This is a genomic window from Burkholderia sp. AU19243 (genome assembly GCF_018148075.1).
In the GTDB taxonomy this organism is placed as follows: domain Bacteria; phylum Pseudomonadota; class Gammaproteobacteria; order Burkholderiales; family Burkholderiaceae; genus Burkholderia; species Burkholderia latens_A.
This window is the reverse complement of the sequence record NZ_JAGSTV010000024.1, coordinates 13,968-29,926: the sequence shown is the minus strand read 5'-3', so window position 1 is coordinate 29,926 and position 15,959 is coordinate 13,968. Positions and strand designations below refer to the sequence as shown.

Below are 15,959 nucleotides of genomic sequence, written 5' to 3'. Positions count from 1 at the left end.
CGTGCGCTGCCGGCAGCCTATCGGTTCACGATGTGCGTCGGCAGCGTCAGTGTGAGACACAGGCCTGCCAGCAGACACACGATCATGCACGACACGGGAAGCACGAAGCTGCCCGACGACTGTTTCAGCACGCCGACGACATAGGGGCCGAAAAAGCCGCCGATGTTGCCGATCGCGCTGATCCAGGCGATGCCGCTCGCCGCGTTGCTCGGGCCGAGCAATGCCGTCGGCATACCCCAGAACACGGGTGGCACGGACAGCAACCCGGCATTGGCGATGCACAGCGCGATCACGGTCAGCCACAGGTTGCCGTGCCAGACGAGCGCGAGCGTCAGCCCGGCCGCTGCCAGCAGGAACAGGGCGGCCGTATGCAGGCGGCGCTCGCGATGACGATCCGCGCTTTGTCCGACCGTGATCATCACGATCATTGCGACCGCATTCGGCAGCGCTGCAATCAACCCGATGAAGAGATCCCTTCCGACGCCCAGCGATTTGATCATCGTGGGCGCCCACAGCGTGTAGCCGTATATTCCGAACACGTCGAGGAAGTAGATCACCCCAAACGTCCAGAAGATCCAGCTGCCGAACATCTGGTTGTTGTTCGCAGAGGCGGCGAGCGCGCGGTCTACGGCGAGCGTCCGGCTCAGATACGCGCGATCGGCGTCGCTTTCGTGGCGGCTCTGGGTGACGTCGTCCTCGAGATATCTCCAGCAAAGCAGCGCGGCGACGAAGGCCGGCAACGCCTCGACGACCAGCATCCACTTCCAGCCGACGAGGCCGCCGATGCCGTCGAAGTATTCCATGATGAAGCCGCTCAGCGGCGAGCCGATCAGCCCGGACAGCGGAAGCGCCGCGTAGAACGTGGACAGCACCCGCGCGCGATGGTATCGCGGGAACGACTGCGAGATGTAATAGACGATGCCCGGTACGAGCCCGGCTTCCGCGACGCCCAGCAGATAGCGCATCACATAGAACTGCTTCGGTGTCGCGATGAACGTGGTCAGCGCCGACACGATCGCCCATGACAGGATAATGCGCGTGAGCCAGCGCTTCGCTCCGACCCGCTGCAGGATCATGTTGCTCGGGACCTCGAACACCACGTAGCCCAGCGCGAACGTGCCGGCTCCGAACCCGAACACCGCATCGGTGAAACCGAGGTCGACGCCCATCTGCAGTTTCGCGAAGCTGACGTTGATGCGGTCGACGTATGCGGCAACGTACGCGAACATGAAGATCGGCAGGATGCGTAGCGCGAGATGCCGCGCGATCCGATTTTCGCGCGCTTCGTCGTTCGGGTCGTCGCTGCCGGCCGGATGACCGGATGAGCGCGTCGCGTTCAGATCCAAGAGGTTCCCTCGTTGCATGGCGAGCCAGGCCGCGCGGATTCGTCCATGGCAACGCCTGTGATCGTCGATATCGAATGCCAACAGCAATTCATGTTTCCACGCCGCGACGCATACCTGCGCGTGCACGTCGTTCGCTCGGTAACGAAGTGCAGCGGGTTGCTGGATGCAAGTGGAAGAACGGCGACTTTACCCACGGTCGATGCCCACGCGCCCGCGGCGGGGCGTCGGTATCGACGAACGCATGTTTTTCTCGAAGCTCGCGACTGCCGCGCCGTCCGTGTGCCTGTTGACCGAGGCGACGCGCCATTCGAACTCGCCCGCGGATTTTACCGGATAGCGGCGACGCGAGTACGCAAAGTGCAGTCATTTTTATGTCGGCTGCGACACGCGTGCGGACGTGCCGACGCCGTCGCGACGCATCAGGCGTCGCGACGGCGCAAGCAGCCGGCCGGGCCCGCGCGCCCTGCCGGGAAAACCCGGCAATCTGGGCGAGCGGCGGCTTACTTGATCGTTGCGAAAAGCAGGTTGAGGCCTTCGGCGAGAAGCGGGTGGGCAAGAATCGCGTCGCGCACCGCCGTGTAGCGCAACTTGCCGATCATCGCGATCTGGACGGCCGACATCACTTCGCCCGCGCCCGCGCCGACCATCGTGAAGCCGAGAATCTGGCCGGTGTCCGGCGCGACGAGCGCTTTCATGAAGCCGGTGGTGGTGCCGTTGGTGCGCGCTCTGGGTACGGCCGCCATCGGCAGTTTCGCGACGATGACCGGCGTGTTCCGCGCTTTGGCGTCCGTTTCGTTCAGGCCGATGCGCGCCAGCTCCGGGTCGGTGAACAACGCGTACGGAATCACGCGCGACGCCGTGCTGCCGCCACGGCCTTCGATGCCGGCCTTCAGCACGCGATAGTCGTCGAATGACGCGTGCGTGAACATCGGCGTGCCGGCTACTTCGCCGATGGCCCAGGTCCGTTCCGCGGTGGTCGCGAGCGTGTCGTCGACCTTGATGAAGCCGCGCTCGTCGCGCTCGACCCCGGCCAGATCGAGGCCGATGTCGTCCGTGACCGGCCGCCGGCCGGTCGCCACGAGCAGATGACTGCCTTCGACCGTGGTGCCGTCGCCGAGCGCGACCGTGACGCCGGCGCCGGACCGGCCGTCCACGCGTGCCAAGCGGGCGGACAGTTTCAGCGTGATCCCGTCGCTTTCGAACGCCTGCTGGATCGCGATGCTGACGTCCTCGTCCTCGCGGGCGGCGACGCGCGGCGCGTCATGAACGACGACGACCTCGCTGCCGAGTCGCCGGAAGGCCTGCGCCATCTCGAGGCCGATGTAGCCGCCGCCGATGACGATCAGCTTTTCAGGCAGCGCGTCGAGGCCGAGCGCCTCGACGTGGGTCAGCGGGCCGGCATCGCGTAGCCCCGGTACGTCGGGAATCGTCGCGACGGTGCCGGTGTTGATGTAGACGTTCTCGCCTTCGAACACCTGCTCGCTGCCGTCGGCAGCGCGCACGGCAATCCGCCGCGGCGCGACGAAGCGGCCGGAGCCGATGACCAGCTCGAGGCCGGACTGCTCGAACGCGCGGCGGTTGATATCCACCATCCCGTCGACGACGCCGCGCACGTTCGCATGAACGCGCGCCATGTCGGCAACGGGGCGCGCCGGCGCGGCAGCGGTGCGCCACGCGTGCATGTTGCGTGCGTTCTGAATCAACGTTTTGCTCGGAATGCACGCGACGTTGATACACGAACCACCGATCATCCCGCGCTCGATGACAGCCACGCGTTTGCCGCTACGCGCGAGATCCATCGCCAGCGACTTGCCACCCTTGCCGCCGCCAAGGAACAGGTATTCGTAATGTCTGGGGCTTTCCATAACGCGACTCCTCAAGTTGTCCATACGTCGATCCGCAACGACTCATGCAACCGGAATCGGGTTGTCGACGAGCGCCTGATTGAACTGCTCGACGAACGCATGCTCGTTCGGGCCGACGTTGCTGCGCAGCGGCTGGGCCATCTCGACCACGACTTCCGTCGTCGCGGTTTCGAGACGCTCGAGCGTCTCCGCGATGAATGCGTCGAGCGGCATTGCGCGTGGATCGCCGCTCTTGTGGATCAGGTCCGTATCGACCCACGGCGGCGCGATCTCGAGAACATGCACGCTTGTGTTTCGCAACGCAAAGCGCTGCGACAGCGTGTACGAGTGAATGGCGGCCTTCGTCGCCGAATAGAGCGCGGTGGCCGCGAGCGGCACGAATGCGAGAACCGAGCTGTTGTTGATGATGTACGACTCGGGTTGCGCTTTCAGATGCTCGACGAGCGCCGCGCTGACGCGAACCGGCCCGAGCAGGTTGGTGGTCACGAGGCGCACGGCCTGGGCGTCGTCGAGCGCGCCACCGGCATCGTCGAACGGCATGATGCCCGCATTATTGACGACGACGTTCAGCGTCGGATAGTCGGCGATCAGCTGGCGTGCGACGCGCTCGATTTGCTGCGCGTCGCCGACGTCCAGCTCCACGGTGTCGATGCCCGGATTCGCTCGTGCGATCTCGTCGAGCAGCGCTTTGCGGCGCCCGGCGACGATGACCTTGTTGCCGCGACGATGCAGGTTTTCCGCGAGCGCGCGGCCGATGCCCGACGTGCCGCCGGTGATGAAGATGGTGTTTCCGGTGAGTTTCATGATCGACGTTCCTTTGAATGTGTGACGGAAGCAGCTACGAAAATGGATGGCAACGGTCAATGCGTGACCGCGTAACGGGCAGCGACGACGCTGTTGGACAGATGAGGAAGCATGACGCGACGCGCGGCATCGTAGGCGTCCCATTCTTCCGCTGCGTGAAGCGACGGAATCGTGACGACTTCCCGACGGTCGAAACCGCTGAGTGCCGCATCGACCAGGTCGGACGCCGACATCACGATCTCCTTCGGCAGATTGTCGAGCGGGAGCCCGCCGATGTCCCAGAACTCCGTCGCCGTCGCGCCCGGCAGAACGGCCTGCACCTGCACGCCCTTGTCCGCCAGCTCGTGATGAAGCGACTGCGTGAAGGCGAGCGTGAACGCCTTGCTGCCGCCGTACACGCCGTTCAGCAGCTCGGGGCCGATTGCGACGATCGACGAGATGTTGATCACCGCGCCGCGGCCGCGCGCGACGAAGCCCGGTACGGCCGCATAGGTCAAGCGCGTCAGCGCTGTCACGTTGAGGTCGATCATGCGCGTCATGGCGTCGACGTCGCTTTCGAGCAGCGGCTTGTGCGTGCCGACGCCGGCGTTGTTCACGAGCAGCGTGATGCTCGCGTCCGTGCGCAGCTTTGCTTCGATCTCGGCGAGCGCATGCGGATCGCCCAGGTCGGCGGCGATCACTTCTACATTGCGCTGCGTGTCGTTGGTGATGCGCTTCGCGAAGTCGTTGAGCCGGTCCCGGTTGCGGGCGACGAGGACGAGATCGAAGCCGCGGCGTGCGAGTCGTTGTGCGTAGATTGCGCCGATGCCCGACGATGCGCCGGTGATGAGTGCGGTGCCTTGATGTGCTTGCGTCATGCTGTTGCTCCGGTGAGGGTGACGAAGTGATCGACACAGGTCAGGGAAGTGCATGAGCCGCTTGCATGATGCCGGTGGCTCCGTGTTGCATGCGCTTCCTCGGTCGTGTCGGCGTAGTGCGATGCAGTGTATTGGCCGCATGACGGGTCGATCAACGAGTCCCACCCATAAACTCAATTCATCCAGCATGAATACCGGATCGGCGAGCCGGCATCTGGCGGCGCCGATCGTCGAGCGTCAGCTCGGCCGCTTCGCACCGGTGCGTGACAGCACGTAGTCGAGCCGGCTCGTCTCGCGATTGCCGAGGTTCAGCGCGCGCAGTTCGGCCAGCGCGGCGGGCGCGATCGCGTGAAGCGATGCCTTCCTCACAATCAGCGTGGCGTCGTCCGTGCCGCCCAGTAGGCCCTTTGGATCGTCGAGTTCGCGGATCGTGTATTGCTCATGCAGATACTGCGGCGTCCACAGCGGAACGACGACCCAGCGACGCTCGGCGACCGCCTGTTCGAAGGCGCCAACGCAGTCGTCGAGCGTGCCGTTCTCGAAGTGATAGCCCGCGTCGTCCAGACCATACTGCGTAACGATTTCGCGCGAAAAGCGGCTGATGCCCGCGCCAGGATTGATGCCCTGAATCCGCTTGACCATCCGGGCGGCGACATCGGGCCGTTTCAGATCGGGAATCGCGCGCACTGCGCTGGCCGGAACGTAATCCGGCACGCCCCACAACGCGTATGGCCGATAAAGAACCGTGATTTTCTCGACGTCATGCTCAAACGGTGCGAGATAAATGCTGTGGCTGCTCGGCAGCCACGCGCTGCTCAGCATGTCGGCCTTTCCTTCGCGCAGCAGCCGGAATGCTTGTTCGTGCGGCGCGAAAACTTCCTGGACCGTAACGCCATGCGCATTCAATATTCGCCGCACGACGGCGGACGCCGCACGATGAAACGACAGATCGATGGTAACCAGCTTGAGCGCGGATTGCGGCGGGACGTGACCGGCCATGAGATTCTCCTGGGTAGACGATCGAGATCAGCGACGGGTAATGGAAAGCGCGATGCCGGCGACAATGAGAACGTCGCTCGTCGCCAGCGCCGGGGTGAGCGGCTCGTGAAGAAAGAGCACTGCCGTGAAAAGGCCGAAGACGGGAACGCCGAGCATCGCCGTCGCCATGCTCGTGCTCGACATGCGCGTGTTCGCGGCATTCACCGCGCAAAAGCAGAATGCCGTCGCGATGGGGCCGATGTAGAGCAGCGCCGATGTCAATGCGATGCTGCCATCGCCGGTGTACCGCCCTTCGACGATTACCGCGAGTACGACCAGCGGTACTGCCGCTACGAGCATCTGCCACGGGGCGAGCACATACGCGCTCGATTCGCTGCGGAAATGCCGCAGATGCAGGATGCAGACCGCCCAACACAACGAAGCTGCAAGCAACATGACGTTCGCCAGCACGGCCCGATGATCGTGCCAGTCGACGTCGAGCGGGTTGAACAGCAACAGCACGCCCGCGATGCCGAGCGTCGTGCCGAGCGCCGTGCGCCGGGAAAGCCGCTCGCGAAAAACGAGGACCGACACGGGCGTGACCCAGATCGGCGTCGTATACGCGAGCACCGCCGAGCGGCCGGCGCCCACGCGATGCAGCGCAATGGCGCTCAACGCGGTGAAGGCGAGCATCTGAAGGGCGCCGACGCTGGCCAGAAACGGCAGATCGCCGCGCTTCGGGATCCTGAGCGTACCGGTCACGGCCTGCACCGCGAACAGGCAGAGCGCGCCGGATGCGAAACGCATCGCCGACAGCCACAGCGGCGTGATGTGCGCGAGGCCCAACTTCATCGCGGGCCAGTTGGCGCCCCACAACAGGATGGCGGCGCCCAATATCGTCGCACCGCCGTATTTGGACTGCGGCGCCGCCGCGGTGCGGCTCTGCGGCTCCACGCGAACCAGCTCGGACATGATGACGCTCCTCGGGGTGATGCGAGCCGACGCCGCATGGCGGCGGCGAACGCGCGTCGAAGTCGAACGATCAGATGAAGGTGAATATCCGCTCGCGCGGCAGCCGCGACTTGGGCAGCTCGGCGTTGAAGTCCTCGTCGCTGCGGAATCCGAGCGATACCAGTACGACGCTCGTCAAACCGCGTTCGCGCAGGCCGAGGGTCACATCGAGCGCGCGGCTGTCGAAGCCCTCCATCGGTGTGGCGTCGACGCCCAGCACGGCCGCGCCTAGCAACAGGCCGCCCAGCGCGAGGTACACCTGCTTTTCCATCCACTGCGCCGTATCGCGCAGCTCGTACTTGTGCATGTCTACGTACGAGCGCCGGCTCTTGTCCTGGGCGGCGCGCATCTCGGCGGTCTTGAAGCGGCCGTCGGCGGACTCACGCTCCAGGATCGTCTGCAGGTGTGTGTCGTCCATGTCGATGCGCATGCACATCGCGATCACGTGCGATGCATTGACGACCTTCGGCGCGTTGTACGCATAGGTGCCGGTCGTGGCGGCGGCAATTCGCGCACGGCCTTCGGGCGTCGCCGCGACGACGAAATGCCACGGCTGGGAATTCACCGAGGACGGCGACTGGTGGAGCAGCGCGAGCAGGGTGTCGACCTCCGTTTGCGGCAGCGATTTGCCGCTGTCGAAGGCCTTCACGGTATGGCGTGCATGGACGGCGTCGGCGAGGTTCATTGCGAAAAACTCCGGTTGTCGTTAATGGGTAGCGGTGCGGTCAATAGGTCGGCGCGGGACCGGCATCGATGCGCACGCGGAACAGCGCATACGGCTTCTCACGCTCGTCCTTGCCGCCGTGGAAGACCGGCTGACGATGGAGCTGATTCGCCGTGAAGTACAGGTAGCCGTCGGCGCCCACCGACAGCGTGTCCGGCCACAGCACACGCGGGTCGTGCACGATGGTCCGCCATTCGCCGCCCGGCTGGAGCCGGCGAATCGAGTCGTGTTCGTAGTCGCCCGCATAGATGTTCCCGTTCGCGTCGCTCGCAAGGCCGTCTGACGCGCCCTTCTCGCCGAGATCCGTGACGGCGGCTGCGAGTTGTGCGTCGCTGATAGACGGATCGCGCAGCATCGCGGTTGGAATCGAGTACAGATGTCGGCTCGACAGCGGGCAGTAGTACAGCGTCTTGCCGTCGGCCGACAGCGCGATGCCGTCGGACGCCACGGAGAACGGCTTGCTCGTGCCGTTCGCGTCGCGGAGTTTCAGAGTCTGCCCTTCGACGACCGGCACGAACGCCGGATCGGCGGACGTCGACACGTCGCCGGTGAGGCGGCGTATCGCCTTGCCGCTGTCGAGGTCCATGACGATCAACCCGCCGACGCCCGATAACGACGAGTCCGTCACGTACGCGACGCCGGCCTTGCCGACGCGGAAGTCGAAGCGAACGTCGTTCACGTAGGTCTGTGTGCGCATCACGTTGGCCGGAAACACGATGGTCTTGACGACGCGATTCGTGTCGAGATCGATGGCAACGAGCTTCGCGCCGCCGGCGACCGGCTCCGAAAAATTGGGCGCTGCGGTGTCGAGTACCCACAGCCGGCCGCGTCCGTCCGCAACGACGCTTTGCACGCTCAGGAAGTGCGTGGCCGGGCGCGACGCATCGGCACGGTTGATCTCCGCGTTCGGATAAGCGACGACGCGGCCGTCACGCACTTCGCCGACCGTGAACGGCACGGCGTCGCCCCAACGCGGGAAGTTCACGAAGATCCTGCCGCGTTCGGTTACCGTCACGCCAGTGGGCATTGCCCCCGGAAACGTCGCGACGGTCTCGATGACGCCGAGGGTGCGCTCGGTCGCCTGTCCGACAGCCGGCGTGTCGTGAGCCGGCGTCTGCGCGATAGCCGGCGTGATCAGCACGCCGAACGCCAGCCCGGCGGCGAGCGCGCTGGCGTGGCGGCGGATGACGGGGAATCTAGCGATGTGTCGATGCGGGAAGCGCATGGGGGTTCTCCGGTCTGATTCAGTGTGTTTGGAATTGCGATGCGGGCGGGGCTGCTCGCGTCAGAAGCCTTCGAGGACGATCTTGCCGCGCGAGCGGCCGCTCTCGATGAGCGCATGCGCGCGACGCAGATTGGCGGCGTTGATGGTGCCGAAGTGATCGGCCATGGTTGTGCGCAACACGCCGTCGTCGATCAGGGCGGACACCCGGTCGAGGATTTCGTGCTGCCTGACCATGTCGGCGGTTTCGAACAGGGAGCGTGTGAACATCAGCTCCCAATGGAGTGAAATCGACTTCCGCTTCAGCGGCATTGCGTCGAGCGCGTCCGGATCGTCGATGACGGCGAGCCGGCCCTGCGGCGCCAGCGCCTCGACGAGCTGCGCGTAGTGGACGTCTGTTTGCGTGAGACTCGCGACGTAGCGCACCTGCGGCGCACCGATACGGCGCAGCCCTTCGAGCAACGGTTCACTATGGTCGATGACGTCGTGTGCGCCGAGCGCTTGCACCCATGCGCGCGTCTCCGGGCGCGACGCGGTGCCGATCACGCGAAGGGCGGTCAACCGACGCGCCAGTTGCGTGAGCATGGACCCGACGCCGCCCGCCGCGCCGACGATGAGCAATGCGTCGCTGCCGCCGCCGCCCTCTTCGATGCCGAGTCGATCGAACAGCAATTCCCACGCAGTCAGCGACGTCAGCGGCAATGCCGCGGCTTGCGAGTCCGACAGCGTCGCGGGCTTGCGGCCCGCGATTCGCTCGTCGACGGCAACGTATTGCGCATAGGCGCCGGCCCGTGCGATCGAGCCTGCGAAAAAGACCTTGTCGCCGGGCGCGAACATGGACACGTCGGCGCCGACCGCTTCGACGGTGCCTGCGGCGTCCCATCCGAGGATCCGTGGCTGCTCGGTGGGCGAACCCATGCGCACCTTGGTGTCGACCGGGTTGACGGCGATCGCATCGACCTTCACCAGCAGATCGCGCGGCCCGGCTTCCGGTTTCGGTACGTCGGCATCGAACAGGGATTCCGGATGGTCGGCGGGCAAGCCGTGCCGTGCGTAGACAACTGCTTTCATCAATGAACTCCGAATCGTGTTTGACTGGCGACCGACCCGCAGTGGCATGCAGGTCGCTGCATGTGGATGAAATACTGCGCGTCCTCATCTATCGAAAAAACGCGTTACATTAGGGAGGACTTTCACTCCGGGAATGAAAATGGTGCGTCTGGAAGACCTTCAACTGTTCGTCAGAACCGCGGCGCTCGGCAGCTTCTCGAGCGCGGCGAGGGAGGCCGATCTACTACCCGGACAGGTGAGCGCCGCCATCCAGCGGCTGGAACGCGAGCTCGATACGCGTCTTTTTGCGCGTTCGACGCGCAGCCTCAAGCTCACTGCGGAAGGCGAGCAATACCTCCCCTATGCGGAGGAGGTGCTGTCGACGATCCACGAGGGGCGCGAACGCCTGCATGGAGACAAGCAGGCGTTGCAAGGCACGTTGCGCATCGCGGCGCCGTCGGACATCGGACGCAACGCTTTGCTGTCGTGGCTCGGCGTGTTCCGCGACGCGCATCCGAAGCTCGTGCTTCGGCTGTCGTTGTCGGACTACGTAACCGACGTGTTTCGCGACCCCGTCGATGTGGCGATTCGTTACGGCGCACCTGAAGCCGCGAGTTACGTTGCGCTGCCGCTCGCGGAAAGCAATCGACGCGTGCTCGTCGCGTCGCCCGGCTACGTGAAGCGGCACGGCGCGCCTGCATCGCTCGACGAGCTGGTGTTGCACGAATGCCTGCCGTTCGTGCTGGGTGGACGTGTATACGATCGCTGGGTGTTCCCCGCCAGCGGCGTGCGGCGTCAAGTTACGGTGAAGGGCGTACTGCTTTGCGACGATGCCGAGATTGCAAGACGCTGGGCCGTCGAGGGTCGAGGGATCGCGTACAAGTCGTGGCTCGATGTCCACGACGATGTGCTGGCCGGCCGGCTCGTCGTGCTGCTGCCAGAACAGCGCGGCGAGGCAGCTCCGCTTAGCCTCGTGTGCCCGCATCGTCGTCAGTTTTCGCCCGCCGTCCGATATCTCCATGCGCATCTGCGCGAGCGGATCGCGCCAATGATCGCGGCGATGCGCGACTACGTCGGCGACGCGGCCGAGTAACGCGCGGCGCGTCGTCGTGCAGGCGTTCGCGCTTGACGGCGAACGTCGAAGCTCGTGCATCGTGGCACGCATCGTTCTGGCTCCAGTGCGGGACCGTGTGCCCGCGAGTGTCGTCGAGTTCCGCTTGCGGAAGCGTCTTCGTCACTTCACCGAATTGCCCGCTCGCGCAATGCAGCGCGTTGCATGTGTCCCGTACGCGGATGAGCGTCGGTCGGACATCGTGCAACACGTGCTTGTACTGTGCCGCTGCGGCGTCGTCCGGAAAATCGTCTCGCCGGGTATTCGACTAGTCGGAAATATTCAATTCACCTATACGCAGGTATAGCGAGTACCGCGGGCGCCGCCGCGGGACATGATCATCTGCATCGCTTTAAAGCTGTTTTTGCAAATGCGCCATTGAGCGCGGGTAGGCGGTTGTCTACCATTCGATCGGGTTTCAGCCCTTGTCGAATTTCCATCGATGTATTTTCAGGAGCGTGTGATGAAAAAGATTATTGCGTCGGTACTGTACGTAACGTATTTGGCTTTTGGCGTTTCCGCCCATGCGGCAGAACAGGATGCCGCTGCATCTTCTGACGCGGTCGTCAGCCAGAAAGAAGTGAACAAGGCCGACAGGCGGGCCGAACGCACCGCCGATCGGGCACTGTCGCGCAAAATCGTCTGGGCGCTGTCGAAAACGAAAGGGCTGAACGCGGTCAATGCGCGGGTACTCGTGCGCCATGGCGTGGTGACGCTGACCGGCTACGTGCCTGACAGCGAGCAGGTCCAGCGCGCCGGCGACAGCGCAGCGCGCGTCGCGGGCGTAACGTCGGTGGTCAACAATCTGGTGCCAGGCGAGCAGGGCCGGTGATTTCGCGCGCGCGTCGATGCCATGCGCGCGCTGCTGTGCGAAGCACACTGGAACCATCGACGGCTCCGCGGAGCCGTGAGAGCCGTGTAGAGCATTTTCCTCAAAGCGTCGGAATTCGAATGCCGTTTTCGGTGCGCCCAAGGCGCCGGAATCGAAATTCATTTCGTCGATAAGGAATGGAGAAGGAATGGAGAAGGAATGGAGAAAAATGTCGCCGCAGATCGCATTCGTTGCGCGACTGTGCGCATTTGCTCCTTGCCGCGTTTGACCCTTAGTCAAGACCCGGAATGCGGACATCGATACGCATTCCTTAATCACGTCGGCCATTGTCGGCCGGCGCCCGATTATCCAGCCAGTGAGATATATATGACACGCCTGACCACTCTGAAACCGTCGGAAGCGACCGGGGAAACCGCTGTCGTCTTCAACCAGATCAAGGCCGCGATCGGCAAAGTTCCGAATGCGTATGCGACCATCGGCACGCATAGTCCTGCCGGTCTGGCGGCCATGCTGAACGTCGACGCCGCTATCGCCGCCAGCTCGCTCGAGCAGGCCGACGTCGAAGCGGTGCGCCTCGCGGTCAGCGCGCTGTCGGGCTGCGATTACTGCGTCGCGGCGCACACGATGATCGGCAGGATGGCCGGCCTCGCGCCTGACGCGATGAAGCACATCCGCGCCGGCCTGCCGTCCGGCGATGCGCGCCGCGATGCGTTGCTCGCGTTCGTCCGCGCGATCGTGACCAGCCGCGATACGGTGCCTGTCGCCGTTCTCGACGCGGTGCTGGAAGCCGGGCTGACGGAGCGCCAGGTGATCGAGACGATCCTCGTCGTCACGTCGATTACGTTCACCAATCTGGTGAATCGCGTGAACGACACGACGCTCGACTTTCCGGCTGTCGACTGAGGATGGCCGTATCCGGCGCACGTTTCATTGCGTGACGCCGCGCGAGCCGGTGCGGTCGTGTGGGTCGTCGTACGTGCATGTCGGGCGGACGGCAGGCAGCGGATACCGCTTGAAGTCGCGCAACGAAGGCGGTCGCGATTCGGGCAACGCGCCCGCTCGCGCCCGATCGGTCCAATCGAAAACGGAGGTATCAATGTCCACGCAGTATGTGGTTGCCACGATTACGGCAGATCCGCAGCACGCCGCGACGGTGGAAGCGGCGCTGGTGGCCGCGGTTCCCGCTGTTCGCGCCGAGGATGGATGCGAGCAGTACGAACTGCATCGGCACCGCGCCGCGTTTCATCGCTTCACGATGGTCGAACGGTGGCGTGACGAGCACGCGCTGAATGTGCACGGCATGGCGCCCGCGTTCCAGGCGCTATCGCTTGCGCTCGAAGGCAAGGCGACGCTCGACGTCGTGCTGCTCGAGAAGCTGATCTGAGTCTGCCGGCTCTGGCTGTCAAGCAGCGGCGGCGCGCGGGATTACCGGCCGCCGCTGTTTCGTTCCCCGGCCGCGATGGCGATCGCCTCGCAGCGTCGTTCATCGGACCAGCGCGGCGAGCACCGGCGCGACAAGTGCGGTTAGCACGCCGCTCATTCCGATCGCCACCCCACCGAACGCGCCGGCTGTTTCGCTGATACTCAGCATTCGCGCGGTGGCCAGCCCGTGGCCCGCAGTTCCTGCAGCCAAGCCGTGCGCGCGGGAATCGACGACGCGCATCACCTTCATCGCCACGCCGATCTGCAGCACGGCCGCGATGCCGGTGAGCAGCGTGAACGTCGCGGTCAGCGAGGGGTCGCCGCCGATGCGACGGGAGATGCTCATCGCGATGGGCGTGGTTGCCGAATGCGCGATCAGCGATGCCGTAACCACCGGCGCGGCGCCGAGCCCCTTGCTGATCAATGCGGCGCTGCCGGCCGACACGATCGAACCGATCGCGAGCGCCGGGACGAGCGCGCGAGCGGTTCTGCGTATGTGGTGAAAACTGCGGAACATCGGGATGGCGAGTGCGACGGTCGCCGGCCCGAGCAGAAAGTGCACATACTCCGCACCCGCCAGGTAGTCGCGGTATTGCACATGCGCGAGCGACAGCAATCCGACGAGCAGCAGCACCGCGACGAGAACGGGATGAGCGAGCACGTGTCCGTGCGCGGCCCGGTTCGCGAACAGTCCGATCCGATAGGCGACCAGTGTTGCGAGCAGCCCCCAAAGCGGTTGGTGTTGCAATATGGCCCATGCGGACGCGAGATCAGGCGTCATGTTCGGTCTCCGTTTCGGCAGCGAGCGTTTTGCTGAGTCGCTCCATGATCCATCCGGTCGTCGCGAGACCGAGCAACGTCGAGATCAAGATGGCGGCCGCGATGCGCCACCAGTCCGTCGTCAACTGGTCGAATGCGGTCATCAAGCCGGTGGCGGCGGGCACGAAGAGCATCGCGAGCCACGACAGCAGGTCGTCGCCGAATCTCTCGAGGTCCGGCGATGGGCCGCCCTTCCAGATCAGGATGCCGAGCAGGAGCAGCATCCCGACTAGCGGGCCGGGGATCGGCGCGCCCGTCAGCTGCGCGAGCAACTCGCCGACGAACTGGCTGGCGAGAAGGGTCGACATCGCACTCAACATGATGGCTATGCCTCGAGAAGAACACGTGAACGCGCGTTTGCGCGGACGGAGCAGTCGTTCGGATTGTCGTCCGTCGCTCGGCTCTGGAGTAGTGCGAAATGGCGAGAAACAGTTTCTGCAATAGACGGAAAAAGCGCTTGCCGAGCGCAGCGGAACGAGCGCCACGCGGTGCGATGGGCCTGCCATTGGGTCCTCGCGACGCGCACGCGGATGCGCGCGGCCCGCACGCGACTCGGCTGCATGGGGGCATCGCCGGTTCACGATTGAAGCGATGCACTGCATGGGGCGGCGCTGCGTCTTGCGTGGACCGCGGCGCGCGACACGAGCAGGCTGCCGGTCGCCAGCGCGAGAAACGCGAGCGAACTGCCGATCGAGCCTGTCAGTCCGAAGACGGGATAGACCCAACCGGCGACGGCTGAGCCGACGCCGATGCCGCAAAACACGAACGACGCGGTCAACGCCAGCGCAATACCTCGCCATTGCGGCATCAGTTCGACGATGCGCCGTTGCTGCGACGGCCACAGCAGGTCGGTCGCGAACGCCCAGGCGAGGAGCGCGACGAACAACAGACGCAAGCTCGGCGGCGTGAAGCGGAGAAACACGAGGTCCAGCGCGAGCAATCCGAGGCCGGCAAACAGCATCGCTTCGGCGCTATAGCGGCGCGCGGCGCGCGTCACGAAGAGGTTGCCCGCGATGCCCGCGGCGCCCAATACGATCAGCGCGGTCGACACCGTATCGGCGCCGGCGTGGAACACGTCGCGAATGATCGGCGCAATGAACGCATAGGTCGAATACACGCCGGCCGCGATGAAGAACACCACCAGAAACGCGCTGAGCGTATCGGTGCGCGTCAGCAACGATGCCATCGTCGCGAATTCGATGGTTTCCCCCTGGCTCGTGTCCGGGACTGCCCGAACGATAAGCGCGGCGGTTACCGCGCCTGCGAGTCCAATGACGAGAAAGAGCACGCGCGCGCCCCACGCGTGCGCGATCCACGCGGACAGCGGCATGCCTACCAGGCCGGCGACGCTCAGGCCCAGCAGCACGACGGCGATCGCGCTGCCCTGTTGATCACGTTCGACGAGGCTCGAGCCCAACGCGCCGAGCACCGGGCCGATGAACCCTGCGCCGACGCCCATCAGCACGCGCGACAGCAGCAGCACCGGATAATTTGGCGCGGCTGCGAGCAGCAAGGCGGCCGCGCTGAACAGCGTCAGGCCGAGCAATACCTGGCGGCGGCGCCGCAGATGGCCGAAGCCGACCTGCAGCAGCGGCGCTGCAAGCGCGAACGTGACGCCGAATACGGTCACGAGGTACACGCTTTGCGAATCCGCGAGCCCCCATTGATGCGAGATCGAATCGAGGCTGCCGACGACGGACAGCGCGCCCGTCGCCTGGACGAAGTATGCGAGACTCAAGATGCGAAGCGCGCGGGTCGTGCGCGCTGAAAAGGGTGTAGTCATGTTGGGTCCTTTCGAGCCTGGGAAGCGCGCGCTCCGGAAAGCCGGGTCGAAGCGCACAGGGGCGGCCGGTCAACTGCCGAATGCGTGGAGAACCAGCTCGGCCGCGACGTGCCATGCGCCCGCCGCACAGATCAG

16 protein-coding genes are annotated in these 15,959 nt (G+C 65.0%); 4 read left to right on the top strand and 12 right to left on the bottom strand.

Translation table 11 applies throughout. The features are described 5' to 3' along the window. Positions 1 to 17: 17 nt before the first annotated feature. The 9 genes from KDW55_RS28060 to KDW55_RS28020 form a co-directional block, all read right to left on the bottom strand. Positions 18 to 1,346: an MFS transporter gene (locus KDW55_RS28060; protein ID WP_209825843.1), complete on the bottom strand. Its 1,329-nt coding sequence runs from the start codon at positions 1,344 to 1,346 to the stop codon at positions 18 to 20. 500 nt (positions 1,347 to 1,846) lie between these two features. Then, complete coding sequence (locus KDW55_RS28055; protein ID WP_059548215.1) at positions 1,847 to 3,211, bottom strand: FAD-dependent oxidoreductase; 1,365 nt, start codon at positions 3,209 to 3,211, stop codon at positions 1,847 to 1,849. A gap of 42 nt (positions 3,212 to 3,253) precedes the next feature. After that, on the bottom strand, positions 3,254 to 4,015 hold the full coding sequence (locus KDW55_RS28050; protein ID WP_038571000.1) for an SDR family NAD(P)-dependent oxidoreductase: 762 nt from the start codon (positions 4,013 to 4,015) through the stop codon (positions 3,254 to 3,256). Between the two features lie 56 nt (positions 4,016 to 4,071). Beyond that, positions 4,072 to 4,872, bottom strand: coding sequence for an SDR family oxidoreductase (locus KDW55_RS28045; protein WP_069242242.1), 801 nt, complete (start codon positions 4,870 to 4,872; stop codon positions 4,072 to 4,074). A 237-nt stretch (positions 4,873 to 5,109) separates the two neighbouring features. Continuing rightward, positions 5,110 to 5,871 (bottom strand): glycine betaine ABC transporter substrate-binding protein, encoded by a 762-nt coding sequence (locus tag KDW55_RS28040; protein ID WP_212161712.1) that lies wholly within the window; start codon positions 5,869 to 5,871, stop codon positions 5,110 to 5,112. Between the two features lie 27 nt (positions 5,872 to 5,898). Next, positions 5,899 to 6,822 (bottom strand): DMT family transporter, encoded by a 924-nt coding sequence (locus KDW55_RS28035; protein ID WP_038570992.1) that lies wholly within the window; start codon positions 6,820 to 6,822, stop codon positions 5,899 to 5,901. Between the two features lie 70 nt (positions 6,823 to 6,892). Next, complete coding sequence (nfsB, locus tag KDW55_RS28030) at positions 6,893 to 7,546, bottom strand: oxygen-insensitive NAD(P)H nitroreductase (RefSeq protein ID WP_069242240.1); 654 nt, start codon at positions 7,544 to 7,546, stop codon at positions 6,893 to 6,895. 40 nt (positions 7,547 to 7,586) lie between these two features. After that, positions 7,587 to 8,810, bottom strand: a complete 1,224-nt coding sequence (locus KDW55_RS28025; RefSeq protein ID WP_059548205.1) for an L-dopachrome tautomerase-related protein — start codon at positions 8,808 to 8,810, stop codon at positions 7,587 to 7,589. A gap of 60 nt (positions 8,811 to 8,870) precedes the next feature. Continuing rightward, positions 8,871 to 9,878, bottom strand: coding sequence for a zinc-binding alcohol dehydrogenase family protein (locus KDW55_RS28020; protein ID WP_038570983.1), 1,008 nt, complete (start codon positions 9,876 to 9,878; stop codon positions 8,871 to 8,873). A 139-nt stretch (positions 9,879 to 10,017) separates the two neighbouring features. On the opposite strand from KDW55_RS28020, the gene KDW55_RS28015 reads away from it, so the two are divergent. From KDW55_RS28015 to KDW55_RS28000, 4 genes are all read left to right on the top strand, one after another. Then, positions 10,018 to 10,950, top strand: a complete 933-nt coding sequence (locus tag KDW55_RS28015; protein WP_069242238.1) for a LysR family transcriptional regulator — start codon at positions 10,018 to 10,020, stop codon at positions 10,948 to 10,950. 481 nt (positions 10,951 to 11,431) lie between these two features. Continuing rightward, positions 11,432 to 11,800 carry a BON domain-containing protein gene (locus KDW55_RS28010; protein WP_209825839.1) on the top strand — a complete coding sequence of 123 codons (369 nt, stop codon included), beginning with the start codon at positions 11,432 to 11,434 and terminating at the stop codon, positions 11,798 to 11,800. A 366-nt stretch (positions 11,801 to 12,166) separates the two neighbouring features. Next, positions 12,167 to 12,703, top strand: a complete 537-nt coding sequence (locus KDW55_RS28005; RefSeq protein WP_038570977.1) for a carboxymuconolactone decarboxylase family protein — start codon at positions 12,167 to 12,169, stop codon at positions 12,701 to 12,703. A gap of 193 nt (positions 12,704 to 12,896) precedes the next feature. Further along, entirely contained in the window at positions 12,897 to 13,184 is a 288-nt protein-coding gene (locus tag KDW55_RS28000; RefSeq protein ID WP_038570974.1) for an antibiotic biosynthesis monooxygenase, read from the top strand. Positions 13,185 to 13,283: 99 nt separating this feature from the next. Here the strand turns inward: KDW55_RS28000 and KDW55_RS27995 are convergent, their stop codons facing one another. From KDW55_RS27995 to KDW55_RS27985, 3 genes are all read right to left on the bottom strand, one after another. Beyond that, complete coding sequence (locus KDW55_RS27995; RefSeq protein ID WP_069242237.1) at positions 13,284 to 14,003, bottom strand: LrgB family protein; 720 nt, start codon at positions 14,001 to 14,003, stop codon at positions 13,284 to 13,286. Further along, positions 13,993 to 14,349 (bottom strand): CidA/LrgA family protein, encoded by a 357-nt coding sequence (locus KDW55_RS27990; RefSeq protein WP_226209401.1) that lies wholly within the window; start codon positions 14,347 to 14,349, stop codon positions 13,993 to 13,995. The genes KDW55_RS27995 and KDW55_RS27990 overlap by 11 nt, the downstream gene beginning before the upstream one ends. A gap of 269 nt (positions 14,350 to 14,618) precedes the next feature. Continuing rightward, entirely contained in the window at positions 14,619 to 15,824 is a 1,206-nt protein-coding gene (locus KDW55_RS27985; RefSeq protein WP_069242236.1) for an MFS transporter, read from the bottom strand. Positions 15,825 to 15,959: the final 135 nt, after the last annotated feature.

What these genes read in the sequence shown, in the direction of transcription:
- KDW55_RS28055 (WP_059548215.1), bottom strand. Translation starts at nt 3,211, where the DNA reads ATGGAAAGCCCCAGACATTACGAATACCTGTTCCTTGGCGGCGGCAAG.
- KDW55_RS28050 (WP_038571000.1), bottom strand. Translation starts at nt 4,015, where the DNA reads ATGAAACTCACCGGAAACACCATCTTCATCACCGGCGGCACGTCGGGC.
- KDW55_RS28045 (WP_069242242.1), bottom strand. Translation starts at nt 4,872, where the DNA reads ATGACGCAAGCACATCAAGGCACCGCACTCATCACCGGCGCATCGTCG.
- KDW55_RS28040 (WP_212161712.1), bottom strand. Translation starts at nt 5,871, where the DNA reads ATGGCCGGTCACGTCCCGCCGCAATCCGCGCTCAAGCTGGTTACCATC.
- KDW55_RS28035 (WP_038570992.1), bottom strand. Translation starts at nt 6,822, where the DNA reads ATGTCCGAGCTGGTTCGCGTGGAGCCGCAGAGCCGCACCGCGGCGGCG.
- nfsB (WP_069242240.1), bottom strand. Translation starts at nt 7,546, where the DNA reads ATGAACCTCGCCGACGCCGTCCATGCACGCCATACCGTGAAGGCCTTC.
- KDW55_RS28025 (WP_059548205.1), bottom strand. Translation starts at nt 8,810, where the DNA reads ATGCGCTTCCCGCATCGACACATCGCTAGATTCCCCGTCATCCGCCGC.
- KDW55_RS28020 (WP_038570983.1), bottom strand. Translation starts at nt 9,878, where the DNA reads ATGAAAGCAGTTGTCTACGCACGGCACGGCTTGCCCGCCGACCATCCG.
- KDW55_RS28015 (WP_069242238.1), top strand. Translation starts at nt 10,018, where the DNA reads ATGGTGCGTCTGGAAGACCTTCAACTGTTCGTCAGAACCGCGGCGCTC.
- KDW55_RS28010 (WP_209825839.1), top strand. Translation starts at nt 11,432, where the DNA reads ATGAAAAAGATTATTGCGTCGGTACTGTACGTAACGTATTTGGCTTTT.
- KDW55_RS28005 (WP_038570977.1), top strand. Translation starts at nt 12,167, where the DNA reads ATGACACGCCTGACCACTCTGAAACCGTCGGAAGCGACCGGGGAAACC.
- KDW55_RS28000 (WP_038570974.1), top strand. Translation starts at nt 12,897, where the DNA reads ATGTCCACGCAGTATGTGGTTGCCACGATTACGGCAGATCCGCAGCAC.
- KDW55_RS27995 (WP_069242237.1), bottom strand. Translation starts at nt 14,003, where the DNA reads ATGACGCCTGATCTCGCGTCCGCATGGGCCATATTGCAACACCAACCG.
- KDW55_RS27990 (WP_226209401.1), bottom strand. Translation starts at nt 14,349, where the DNA reads ATGTCGACCCTTCTCGCCAGCCAGTTCGTCGGCGAGTTGCTCGCGCAG.
- KDW55_RS27985 (WP_069242236.1), bottom strand. Translation starts at nt 15,824, where the DNA reads ATGACTACACCCTTTTCAGCGCGCACGACCCGCGCGCTTCGCATCTTG.